The sequence below is a fragment of the Simiduia litorea genome, from assembly GCF_042853465.1.
GTDB classification, from domain to species: Bacteria; Pseudomonadota; Gammaproteobacteria; order Pseudomonadales; family Cellvibrionaceae; genus Simiduia; species Simiduia litorea.
Window position 1 is genome coordinate 2,519,915 of record NZ_AP031497.1, and the last position, 12,497, is coordinate 2,532,411.

A 12,497-nucleotide genomic window follows, 5' to 3' on the forward strand; every position below is an offset into this window, starting at 1 on the left:
TTCTAACAACGCATTAACCTACCACCAAGGGTTGCCAACGAACACCATTACGACCCGCTTTTTTGACCAAATACATGGCCGCGTCCGCCTGCCGCAGTAGCGCCGCACCCAACTCGACAATGGGAATTTTGTGCTTGCGCGGTTCCCAGCTACTCACGCCGATAGATGCTGACAACGGAATTGGCTGGCCAGCACTGGTTTCAATCGCCATCGCTGCAATGGCTACTCTAACCCGCTCGGCGGTTTCCATCGCCTGATCGGCATCGCAAGCCGGCAGTAAGGCAACAAACTCCTCGCCACCAAAACGCGCTAAGACATCGGTTTTCCGCAACTGCGCCTGCAAAACACCAGAGACCTCTCGCAGCACCATGTCGCCATTGGCATGGCCGAAGTTGTCATTAATTTTCTTAAAATGATCGAGGTCAACAAAAAAACAACTCACTGGCAGGCAATTTCGCTCTGCTCGCGCTAATTCCAAAGCCAGATCCTGTTCAAAGGCAGCTCTGTTGCCCACTTGTGTCAATGGGTCTTGCCGCCCTTCTCTACGTAGCTGTTCTTGTGCGACGCAATGATCAATACAAAGTGCCAACACGGCCGCCAAGTGCTGAATAAAATCCACCGCCTTGTCGGGTGTAAAGCGTTCGGCGGTGTCACTGGCCAAATGCAAGCTGCCCTGCAAAACACCTTTCGAATAAAGTGGAATTAAGGCGGTACTGGCCACCGAGCCAGCGCCCGGAAATAGACGACCCAAGGTTAACGCATCCAACTCTCCTAATATCGGCTGTGTCGCCTGCCCCAGCAACTGGTCAAAAAAATCCTGCCGATGGCGCAATTGAACTTTGGGTACCCAATGCTTCAAATCCAGGGCCTCAAAAAGCTGCTCGAATACATAGTCCGGGTCAAACAGCACCAAGCTCAGGGCTTTCAGCTTAAAGTGATTTGGGCCCTCCTGAATCAGTACCTCAAATAGCTCCGGTAAGCTTGCCGCCTCGAGCAACTTAAACTCAAAATCATGAAAGCGCCGTGCTATTTGCTGATTTTCATCAATCCTTAGCACAAGCTTCTCGATCAAGCCTTGTAGCCGCTTGTTTTCAGCTTCGTGATCCAAAATACCTCCTGCGCACAGCTGCCCCTCAACCCAGTGTTTACCGGTAAAATCTACCACTTTTTAGTTACCCCAAGGATATCGACCAAATCGCTGCCGACCAAAGGCGATTACGGTAGAATAGCCTGCAATTGGTAATTACGACTGAGACACCCATGACAGAACTACTTTCCCCTGCGGGAACGCTAAAAAGCATGCGTTTTGCCTTCGCTTACGGTGCCGATGCGGTCTACGCTGGCCAGCCGCGCTACAGCTTGCGCGTGCGCAATAACGAATTCAACAAAATTGAGAACTTAGCGTCGGCCATTGAAGAAGCCCACGGCATGGGTAAACAATTTTACCTAGCCAGTAATATTGCCCCCCACAATGACAAGGTTAAAACCTATATTAGAGACTTAGAACCCGTGATCGCCATGGGGCCCGACGCCCTGATCATGTCTGACCCCGGCCTGATCATGATGGTAAAGGAACAGTGGCCCGAGCAAGAAGTGCACTTATCGGTACAAGCCAACGCCATCAACTGGGCGGCGGTTAAGTTTTGGGCCAAACAGGGCATCTCGCGCGTCATCTTATCGCGCGAGCTCTCGTTGGATGAAGTGGAAGAAATACGCCAACGCTGCCCCGAGGTTGAGCTGGAAGTTTTTGTCCATGGTGCACTCTGCATTGCCTACTCAGGTCGCTGCTTGCTATCAGGTTACATGACCCACCGCGACCCAAACCAAGGCGCCTGCACCAACTCGTGTCGCTGGGAATACAACAGCCATGAAGCCAAGGAAAATGAGCTTGGCGATCTAATCGCCGTGGAAAAACCCCAGCTCTACGATCCGAACGACGAAGTGCAACCGGTACTTCTACAAGAAAAAAGCCGCCCCGGTGAATACATGCCAGCTTATGAAGACGAGCACGGCACTTACATTATGAACTCGAAAGATTTGCGCGCCGTTCAACACGTGGAGCGCTTAGTAAAGATGGGCGTGCATTCATTAAAAATTGAAGGTCGAACCAAGAGCCATTACTACGTGGCGCGGACGGCGCAAGTCTATCGCAAGGCTATTGACAATGCTCATGCCGGCATTGCTTTCGACATGAACATGATGCGCGAATTAGAGCACCTTGCAAACCGTGGCTATACAGAAGGCTTTTACCGTCGCCACGTACCCAGTGAATTTCAAAACTATACCGCTGGTAATTCAACTAACGTCAATCAACAATTTGTCGCCGAAACGCTGTCGGCGCAAGACAATTGGTTAACCGTTGATGTGAAAAATCGGTTCGAAGTAGGCAACACCATGGAGTTGATTACCCCGCAGGGTAATCATCGCTTTAACATCGAACACCTAGAAAATAAACACGGTGTCGCTATCGACTGTGCCCCAGGCAGCGGCCACATTGTGAAGGTAAAAATCCCTGATGACATACCGCTCGGCGAACAAACCGATTTCGCCATGCTTATGCGCTATATGCCTTAGTGTTTTACTTTCTTGTGCCAGAAAAAGCGCTAAGGGCAAATGCCCTTAGCGCTTTCACTTGATGACCATGATCTAAGGCGGCGCTTTACCGTGGCCTAGCGTTTAGCAGCCGACCAATTTTATAACCCCGCCAACCTAACATACGGGTTGCCGCCATAACGCCACCCATTAACGCCCCCCCTACGCCAGCAGTGACAACGTCAGAGCCCGTGAGAAAAAGATTTTTAATAGGGGTTTGTGGGTGCAGCTTTGTTTGCTTAAAGCGCGCAGGCGTATGATCTAAGCCATAAATTTCCCCAACTTCGTTCCATTGAAACCACTGAGTAGACAAGGGCGTCGACAGCTCCGAAAAATCGAGCGCGTCGCGTAATTGTGGGCGGTGTTTATAGAGTATTTCTAACAAACGTTCACTGATTTCCTGCTTCATCGCCTCGTAATTATCACCGCGCTTACTCCACTGAGTACCGGTCCACGCCATAAACTGCTCGAGGCTGCCAGTAGTAACTATCTCAACCGTGCTTTTATTCGGGTAGTTTTCGTCCCACTTCGGGTCTTTAGTGGAAGGGAAAGAAATGTAGATCAATGGAAATTCATTATTGTTACTAGCTTTTGCCTTTTTCACATTTGAATCGTGATCGGCATTCGGATAAATCCACAAGTTAGTGCTATCTAAACCTAACGTTTTAGCATCGCCCTTAAAACCTGCGTAAAGACATAGGTGCGCAGAACTTAACGGGATCGTCATTTTATCAGCGGCAAATTTTGCCTTTACTGCTTCCGGTAATAGCTTATTGACCGTTGGCCAATAACCTGTATTGCTCACCACTTGATCGGCCAAAATTTCATCGCCATTGTTCAAGCGCACACCCACTGCCCTACCGGCCGTGACCAAGACTTGTTCAACACCGGCGTAGGTAAACACTTCACCCCCTGCGGCCTGAATAACGGGAATAATACCTTCCGCAATAGCCCAGCTTCCACCGACAGGATAAGCAGCACCGGCTAAATAATGCTTGGCAACCATCGCGTGCATGAGAAAACTTGACTCACTGGGTGGCAATCCGTAGTCGCCCCACTGCCCCGTTAACACGCCGATTAATTTTTCATTTTTGGTAAAGGTTTCCAATACTGCTCGCGTAGTTTGGAAGAAATAGGCCGGGAATAAACGCGGCCGCAACTTGCTGTACAACTTCGCGATACCGAAAGGCAGCGCTTGACCGGCAAAAAACAGCGGTACCTTGCTGCTCACGGCTTGCAACAACGCCACGTAATCTCGAATGGCGGTCTCTTCTTCGGGGAAGTGCTGGACTAACCCAGCAATGAAATTATCTTTGCCAGCGACAAAGTTAAAGGTTTCATCGCCCAAGATAATGCGGTCGTAGCACTTATTCATCGCCGCCCACTTAATTTGACCGTCACTTATGACATCAAAAATACGACGCAAAATAGACCAGCGTTTATGCACCTCGCCAATGTAGTGGACGCCGACATCCCATTCGTAGCCGGCATTTTCATAACTGTGGGTGTAACCACCTGCGGTATAGTGCTGCTCTAACACACACACCTTTTTACCCGCTTTAGCTAACAGAGCGGCAGTGCATAGGCCGCCAATGCCAGAGCCAATCACGATGGCATCGTAGTGCTTCGCCGCCCTGCCCGTTCGGTAGCGCTTGCCTGTTCTTACCGAACGCTTGGCTGAGCGCTTCGCACCAGCGTCTTGGCTTGGTATCTCTTGAGTTTCAGCGGTCACAGAAAAATCCTTTAATCGGTTAGAAAACGGGGTGCAGACATAGCCTCTACCATCGAAGCATGTCAAAATATGCAATTATTTGCATAATGTACGCGAGCAACAATCAATATGCAACAATTTGCATAACTCCGCTCCATACCTTTTAAACCTTAGAGACCGACCATGTCACTCAAGCACAGCCTACTCGTTATGCTCGCCGAACACCCGGCATCCGGTTACGATTTAAGTCAGCATTTTAAGGGCTCTGTAGGCTTTTTTTGGAATGCCAGCCACCAGCAAGTTTACCAACAACTTAAAGCGCTTACAGAGGCCGGCTGGGTTCGCTTCAATACCGAAGCGCAGGCGGATAAGCCCGATAGAAAAATATATGAAATTACCGACGAAGGTCGACAAGCCATGACTCAGTGGTTGCGCGAACCGGCGGAAGTCAACAAATACAAAGATGCCCTACTGATTAAAATCTATGGTGGAGACCATATTGAAGCCGAAGTTTTACAGGCTGAAATTCAACGCCATCAACAATTGCACCAAAAAAGCCTCGCCAAACTGAAAGCCATAGAGCAAGAATATCTCGCCTTAAATCGAGATCAACAAAAGACCATGCACTTACCCTATTTAACTTTAAAATACGGTATCAGTGCCGAAGAAAATTGGCTGCAGTGGGCCAACCAATGCCTGGAAGTAATCAATGAAAAAACCTAAGGTTGTTGTGTTAACTGGCGCAGGTATCTCGGCCGAGTCTGGCTTGAAAACCTTTAGAGACAATGACGGTCTGTGGGAGGACCATCGCGTGGAAGAAGTAGCCACACCTGAGGCCTTCGCACAAAACCCAGCCTTGGTTTACCGGTTTTACAACCTAAGGCGTGAAGGATTACTCGATGCCGCCCCGAACGCAGCTCACCTAGCACTCAAAGATCTCGAACATTCACTCGGCCAAGATTTTTTATTAATAACCCAAAACGTCGATAACCTGCACGAAAAAGCCGGCAGTCGACAGCTGCATCATATGCATGGAGAGCTGACCAAAGCCCGCTGCGCGCGCTGCCATCAAATCTTTAAATGGTTACAAAACCTAGACGAAACCGATCGCTGCCCAAACTGCAATTGCCAAGCGAGCCTGAGGCCACACATTGTTTGGTTTGGGGAAATGCCGTTATTTATGGACGAGATTTACCAAGCGTTAAGTCAATGCGATCTGTTTATCGCCATTGGCACCTCGGGCAATGTTTACCCGGCGGCGGGCTTTTTCGATATCGCCCAACAAAACGGTGCAACAACGGTCGAACTTAATTTAGAGCCGTCACTTAACGCTAGCGCATTTCATGAAGGCTTCTACGGCCCAGCAACGCAGGTAGTGCCGGACTACGTACAAAGCCTCATCAATAAACTTAATCCGTCGTGTTGCTAATAAGCGTGTGCAGGCGATCTGGATAGTCGGTGATGATACCGTCCACACCCATTTCCATAAGCTCTCTCATTTCATCTAAGCTATTGACCGTCCATACTTGAACCCGTACACCGCGGGTTTTCATATCGCGCAAAAACGAATCGGTAACCACCGTAATAGCACCTGAGCGCCTTGGTACTTGCAGGGCAACGCCCGGCAAATCATATAAATGCGATAGGCCAATTTTTTGCAGTATAACGAGCTTGGTCACCTCGCCTTGAGACATAGAAGTTGCCACCGACGGACAATTCGCGCGAAACGTCTCCAATGGCTCTGTGAAAAAAGAACCTACTAAAACCTGACCTTGCATCTGGCGCGCTGTAATTAATTCACATAAGGATTCTGCAATGCTAGGCGCTACCTGTTTAATTTCAATAATATAGCGTGCCCCGGGCAGGGCCGTAAAAACATCCTGCAAGGCAGGTATTTTCACACCCGTACCTTTTAACGGGGACCCCGCAAGTTTCTTAAAGCCAACGGCAGCATCCAAGCGCTGTAGATCTTGAAACGTTTTTTCTTTTATAAAACCCGTGCCATCGGTCATTTCGTCAACAGTTTCATCATGGCTTAGCACCAAAACACCGTCGCTGCTGGCATGAATGTCAATTTCGATCACGTCGGCGGCCAACTTGTGGGACAGCAACGCAGCCTCAAGGGTATCCTTCGGCTGCAACCCCTGCCCAGCACCGTGTGCTATCACTTCAAAGCCAACGTCTTGATAAAATGGATGATGAATCGGTGCGACTGAAACAAAAAAGCGCAGACCAGCATAGACGGCAAACAAAGCCACCAGCGCCAGGCCAATTTTCTTCATAATTCCCATGGGTATCTGCTTGTTCAGACTAGAAAGTCGCCCATGCTAACGCCTTAGGTAGCTCATGAACAAGCCTTCACAGATGCTTCTACAGTTTTATGTAGATTCTCCTGCGATGCAGCCACCAAGCCAATAGCCATAAAATCGCAAGGTGCAAAAGCGCAAACATCAGCGAGGCGAGCTTGGCCGGCATCATCAGCGCCAACCACAGAAACAGCGATTCGTATAAGGTGCCATCACTCGTGGGGACTAAACTATAGCTTCGCACCCAGAGCCAAGCTAAAGCATAAATGAACAATGGATTTTGCCCGAGTATAGAAAGTGACTGCATAACCCAGGCACCGATCTTGGCACGCTCAAGAATCAACAAACACGCTAAAAACGCCAACGCTAGACCACCCGTTAACAACACGTAGGTCGAGGTCCAAAGGGATTTGTTAATAGGCTCAGGTAAACTGTAGGCCAATACCACCAACACAAGACTCACCACCAACAACCCTGAAATCAGCCGGCCAAAAGATTGCCCAGAACGCAACCAGCGCGCTGCCTCAAAGCCGATTAGCACGGTAGCTGTCGCAGCAATCGTGCCCAGCAAGTTTTCGGGATCAAACGCTAACCCCTTCCCCGCCCATAGGTGTGACTCGCCCAAGACGGCAAGGTCAAATGCTCGAAGAACGTTACCCTCTAGTCCATAGGGATCACTTGAACACAACAGCAATAGTGAATAAGACACCAACAGCACTGCAATGAACAGTGGGTTCCATTGGGGCCGGACGAAGACCTGCAGATAAGCCGTTGCGGCGTAAGCGAGGCCAATGCGTTGTAATACGCCGGGTAGGCGCAAGTCGTCTAAGGCCGTCAAAAATGGGTAGAACTCCAGTAACACGCCTAAAGCCACCAACATAAGTGCGCGTCGCGTGATTTTCTTACACTGATCAACGCGCGACAGCTGTACAGAGGTAAGCCGACTAAAAAAAAGCGCTGCACCCACGATAAATAAAAAAAAGGGAAACACTAAATCCGTGAACGTCCAACCATGCCAATCAGCATGCAACAAAGGCCGGTAAACATGAGACCAGGAGCCTGGGGTATTCACAACAATCATCAACGCCAAGGTAAGGCCGCGCATAGCATCCAACGCGATATAGCGACTCTTTGACATCGAAAGCTCCACCACAGAATACAAAAGGGCACCCAAAGTGCCCCTTACTAAAACGATCCAAAAGCGTCTACCACTGGCGTAGCTTATGGCCCCTTAACGCATAGAAAAGGATGAAAATATAACAAGGAATCATTACCCAATAGGCCATCTGCGGATCATCAGACACTGACGAAAAATGACCATAGGCTAAAGGCAACAATGCACCTCCCGCTATACCCATGATTAAAAGTGCAGAGCCAGTTCCGGTATATTTACCGAGCCCTTCAAGGGCAAGCGGCCAAATGGCAGGCCAAACCAACGCATTAGCAAAACCCAGTAGGGCTAAAAACATCACGGTATTTGGCACAGTGGGAATGCCTAACCAACCAAATAATAAGCTACTTATCGCATCCGATGACGCAGAGCCAAACATAACGCCTGCTGTAAAAACCAATCCAAGCAGCGCCGACATCAATAAAGCTCGCTCCTGACTCAAAAACTTAGGGATGGCAACAACGCCTAAAATATAACCGAGCACCATGAATGACATGGTGTAAGACGTTAATGAACCAAAATGCGCGACACCTAAGCTGCGGCCATAAAGCCCAATGGTATCGCCCGCAATCACTTCCACACCCACATACATAAACAGTGCGAGCGCACCCAAAATAACCTGCGGAAAAGCCAAGATACCAAGCTTATCCTCAACTTGCTCTGCCTCTTCCTCCAAGCGTAACTCAGCCAACGGCGAAAATTTAACAAATGCCGCCAAACCTAGCAGCGCAATCGCCATATAAATATAGGGAAGCACTAAACGAGACGATAATTCAGCAAGACGACTGGCGCGCTCTGACTCAGCTAGTGCGGCTAATACCGCATCATCAAATTGATCCATGCCCGTTAGAACCCAAGCCGTAAACAGTATGGGCACTACGATACCGGCGGCCTTATTAACCAAGCCCATCACGCTGATGCGCATAGCCGCACTTTCCCGCGGACCAATACAAACAATGTAAGGGTTGGAAGCAGTTTGTAGCAGCGTAAGGCCGGTACCGAGAATAAAAAGTGCGGCCAAAAACAGCGCGTAATGACTGGTTTGTGCGGCGGGAATAAACAGCAATGCGCCCACCGCCATGACCACAAGCCCAATCACCATGCCACTCTTGTAGCCCGTTCTTTTTAAGATCATGGCACTTGGAAGCGCCATAAATGTATAGGCAATATAGAATGCAAACGTCACAAACAACGCCTGAAACTCGTTGAGTTCGCAAACAATTTTCAAGAATGGAATGAGCGAGCCATTAAGCCAAGTTACAAAACCAAAGATAAAGAAAAGTATGCCAATGATCAGCATAGGAACAAAGGTACTTTCTTGCTTCTGAGAAACCACTGCTGAGGAACTCATAATACACCTACTCTTATATTTGTAATTTTTTAAAACTTGCTATTGAACGATCATTTCATCGATATACAAGGTGACGGGGATCATTTTACTGTCTTCGGTGGAAAATCGTTTCGCATGATTTTCAACTTTTACCTTTAGATAGCGCATGCTCGTTGGTTTAACATGCAATGTCGCCGAAACAGACTCCATATTGATGTCAGCTGCTCTCGCACTGGCCAACGCCTTCCAATTCTGGCCGTCGTTAGACGACCAGAGTTCTATCGCCGTTGGAGCATAAAAATGTCGAAACCGACCCGCGTTAAACCCTAAATTAAACAGCGAAATTTCTGTCATTTCAGGAAACTCGAGAATCGCTTCAACGGCTTCCCCCGGGAAGGTCGCCCAGTCATCTAGCTGGAAAATTTGATCGCGCGCCAAAATGCCGTCAACCAATGACACTTCGGGATCGGTATTCCAAGCTCTATCCACTTCCGCATTTAGGGTGATTTTTGCCCCTATACCCTTGTGTGACTGTAGCGTTAATCGACGCTCAAGAAACATCTCACCAGTGAGTTTACTTTGCGCTCGCGCGCGCAAGGTACCCCCCTTCGGCAACAGCAGTGGCTCGAGATACTGCTGAGACTGGGCGTTAGGTAAAGAACCATCCAAGGTATAAAAAATATTAACCTCAGGCATATCACTCGATAAATCGACCTTAAAGCCTTTCGCGGTATAGCTGATCTGTGCATTTACCACATAGGCACTTTTGGCAACATTTAAACCTTTGGCAGAAAAGCGCTCCATTAAATAGGGTAGGCGCTTGGAAAAATCTTCCCAACTGCGCTTAGAGGTATCAGTCCAAACCACTTCTGCTAGCGCACTCATACGCGGCAAGATCATATACTCGGCTTTTGCTTGTGAGCGCACATATTCAGTCCAAAGATGCCCCTGCGCGCCTAATATCCGCTTGGCCGCATCGGTGTTTTGCAATACCTCAGGAATAACTTCAAAACTGTACGTTTCCCGGATCGGCGTTAACCCATGAATTGCCAGAGGTTCTTCAACCGAACGGGACTGATAGTGATCAAAATACAAGTGAGAGCCTGGCGCCATGATAGCGTCATGCCCCGCCTTCGCCGCATGAATTGCACCTTCAATGCCGCGCCAAGAGGTGATAGTTGCGCTCGGTGCAACATTGCCTTCAAGAATTTCATCCCAGCCGATAATCTTGCGCCCCATTTTGTTGATAGCGGCCTCAACACGGCTAATGAAATAGCCTTGCAACGCTAAATAATCCTTGAGGCCCTTTTCCGCCATGATGGCGTTACAGCTAGCGCAGTTCTGCCACTGCACCGTTTTCACTTCGTCACCGCCTACATGAATATAGGGTGAAGGAAAAAGCGCGATAACCTCGCTAAAAACATCCTCTAAAAAGGCGAATGTTTTTTCGGTCGGGCAAAGTACTTCAGGGAAAACACCAAAATTAGCCTGAACGCTAAATTCTTTACTGACACACCCGTACTCAGGGTAAGCCTTGAGAATTGCCGACGCATGACCGGGCACATCAACTTCAGGAATTATTGTCACCTGACGTTGTTGCGCGTAGGCAACGATACCCCTAATTTCAGCCTGAGTATAAAAGCCACCGAGCTTTTGGCCGTCATATAAGCCATCCCGATCGTAGGTATGCCCAACAACCGTCTCATCTCGCCAGGCACCAATCTCTGTTAAACGCGGATACTTCTTGATTTCGATGCGCCAACCTTGATCGTCGGTCAAGTGCCAATGGAAGTAATTCAGCTTATGCATCGCTAATAAATCGATGTATTGCTTGATAAAGTCGACCGGAAAAAAAGTGCGACTAACATCTAAATGCATACCGCGATAGGAGAATGCTGGTTGGTCCTCAATATCGACAGCGGCTATAGGCCAGACGCGTTTGTTGACCGGCGCATTCAATTCAATATCCTGTGAAAATAACTGTCGCAGCGATTGAACACCCCAAAATAGCCCAGCCCTAGTCGACGCGCTTATTTGCACACCGTTCGCAGTAACAATAAGCCGATAAGCCTCTTCAGAAAAGGCGTCATCCAATAGTAAAGTAATAGCATTATCAACATTGTTGCTCGAAACTATGGGAAACCGATAGCCAGTCGCTGGCCCGAACTGGGATTGAATATATTCAGCGACAGACAATGCACCTTCTTCCGCAACGATTACCGTTTGCGCGTTAACAAAAAACTCGCCTTCCAACTTTTTAACCGAAGCTGGCAAGGGAATAATACTAACCGGTTGAGACGTCTCGCTCTGAATAAAATCACCATTAATGGCGACATCAACTGGTTTAGCTCTAGATTCGGATTCACCACAGCCGAACACCAACATAGCAAGTAGAGATAAGTAAACTAACTTCACAAATGACCTCGTCATGGAATTATTTTTAGGCGGTTTTATCGAGGCTCAACAATTCCCGCTTGGCAAATAGAACTGCACCAAACTCAGGCTGCATTTGAGCTTGCGTTAAACGGGAAACCACCTCAGGCGACATCCATTGCTGCAACCGTTGGGATACACCGCCGATCATAGAAAGTCGCTGCGCACCTTGCGCTAAAAGCTTTTTCGCCACGGCGGAAATATAATCGGCACCATCCTGAACTATCGCCACAGACACAGGGTCTTGCTGATCAGCAAGATCCATCACCAACGGCGCCAGTTTTGCGTATTTTTTAGAAGTGGCGCCAACCATTTTGCCCACCAAGTCGATACCTTTGGCCTGTAGGGCTTGCTCAACGCTGTCTTTCAGAGGCGAATCATCAGCCAGCCCATCCGAAGCAAGCAATGCATATTTCAAGGCCTCCAACCCAAACCAAGCGCCACTACCTTTATCACCGAAGGGAAAACCATGGGCGCCAACAATGAGCGATTTACCTTTTACAGATGAGTAACCACAGCTGCCTGTACCCGTGATTATCACCGCACCATCGGCCCCTGAATGGGCGCCTAAACAGGCAATATGTAAATCCGTTGTGAGGAAAAATTGAGCGAAAGGATGATCCCAGTTGGTCATGATCTCGAATAGATCAGGTAAGTTCACACCGGCGAGCCCCGCACCAACAACCAAACGAGATAGTTGAGAACGAGCAACCCCTGCAGACTCCAAGGCGAGCTCGGCCGCTAAAGTGATTGACGTTATGGTCTGCTCCACGCCATGTAACGGGTTAGCGGCACCAGCGATACCTTGGCCTAAGAGTTGGTTCTTGGCATCAACCAAAATAGCTTTGGTCTTACTACCTCCACCGTCAATGCCAAGGTACATCACACCCTCTCCAATTGGCATCTGCCCCATCACTCACCTCAGCTTATTCACTTATTATTAACCGATAAACA

At 48.7% G+C, this 12,497-nt stretch carries 10 protein-coding genes; 3 read left to right on the forward strand and 7 right to left on the reverse strand.

The genetic code is table 11. The features are described from left to right. Positions 1 to 13: 13 nt before the first annotated feature. Entirely contained in the window at positions 14 to 1,165 is a 1,152-nt protein-coding gene (locus ACGHTT_RS11300; RefSeq protein ID WP_390590617.1) for a GGDEF domain-containing protein, read from the reverse strand. A gap of 95 nt (positions 1,166 to 1,260) precedes the next feature. On the opposite strand from ACGHTT_RS11300, the gene yegQ reads away from it, so the two are divergent. Then, positions 1,261 to 2,574 (forward strand): tRNA 5-hydroxyuridine modification protein YegQ, encoded by a 1,314-nt coding sequence (yegQ, locus tag ACGHTT_RS11305; RefSeq protein WP_390590618.1) that lies wholly within the window; start codon positions 1,261 to 1,263, stop codon positions 2,572 to 2,574. Between the two features lie 85 nt (positions 2,575 to 2,659). On the opposite strand, the gene ACGHTT_RS11310 is transcribed toward yegQ, so the two are convergent. Next, on the reverse strand, positions 2,660 to 4,324 hold the full coding sequence (locus ACGHTT_RS11310) for a phytoene desaturase family protein (protein ID WP_390590619.1): 1,665 nt from the start codon (positions 4,322 to 4,324) through the stop codon (positions 2,660 to 2,662). A 162-nt stretch (positions 4,325 to 4,486) separates the two neighbouring features. Between ACGHTT_RS11310 and ACGHTT_RS11315 the strand changes: the two genes are divergently transcribed. Beyond that, the gene (locus ACGHTT_RS11315) at positions 4,487 to 5,026 is read left to right on the forward strand and encodes a PadR family transcriptional regulator (RefSeq protein WP_390590620.1); all 540 of its coding nucleotides are present in this window, start codon (positions 4,487 to 4,489) and stop codon (positions 5,024 to 5,026) included. Then, positions 5,013 to 5,732, forward strand: a complete 720-nt coding sequence (gene cobB / locus ACGHTT_RS11320) for a Sir2 family NAD+-dependent deacetylase (RefSeq protein ID WP_390590621.1) — start codon at positions 5,013 to 5,015, stop codon at positions 5,730 to 5,732. The genes ACGHTT_RS11315 and cobB overlap by 14 nt, the downstream gene beginning before the upstream one ends. Here the strand turns inward: cobB and ACGHTT_RS11325 are convergent. The 5 genes from ACGHTT_RS11325 to nagK all read right to left on the reverse strand — a co-directional run bounded on the left by ACGHTT_RS11325 (position 5,713) and on the right by nagK (position 12,447). After that, positions 5,713 to 6,594 (reverse strand): glycerophosphodiester phosphodiesterase, encoded by an 882-nt coding sequence (locus tag ACGHTT_RS11325; RefSeq protein WP_390590623.1) that lies wholly within the window; start codon positions 6,592 to 6,594, stop codon positions 5,713 to 5,715. The two genes, cobB and ACGHTT_RS11325, sit on opposite strands and share 20 nt — an antisense overlap. Before the next feature lie 79 nt (positions 6,595 to 6,673). Beyond that, positions 6,674 to 7,747, reverse strand: a complete 1,074-nt coding sequence (locus ACGHTT_RS11330) for an acyltransferase family protein (RefSeq protein WP_390590624.1) — start codon at positions 7,745 to 7,747, stop codon at positions 6,674 to 6,676. Between the two features lie 67 nt (positions 7,748 to 7,814). Further along, on the reverse strand, positions 7,815 to 9,134 hold the full coding sequence (locus tag ACGHTT_RS11335) for a sugar MFS transporter (RefSeq protein ID WP_390595042.1): 1,320 nt from the start codon (positions 9,132 to 9,134) through the stop codon (positions 7,815 to 7,817). A 36-nt stretch (positions 9,135 to 9,170) separates the two neighbouring features. Then, complete coding sequence (locus tag ACGHTT_RS11340; protein ID WP_390590626.1) at positions 9,171 to 11,525, reverse strand: beta-N-acetylhexosaminidase; 2,355 nt, start codon at positions 11,523 to 11,525, stop codon at positions 9,171 to 9,173. A gap of 25 nt (positions 11,526 to 11,550) precedes the next feature. Continuing rightward, positions 11,551 to 12,447 (reverse strand): N-acetylglucosamine kinase, encoded by an 897-nt coding sequence (nagK, locus tag ACGHTT_RS11345; protein ID WP_390590628.1) that lies wholly within the window; start codon positions 12,445 to 12,447, stop codon positions 11,551 to 11,553. Positions 12,448 to 12,497: the final 50 nt, after the last annotated feature.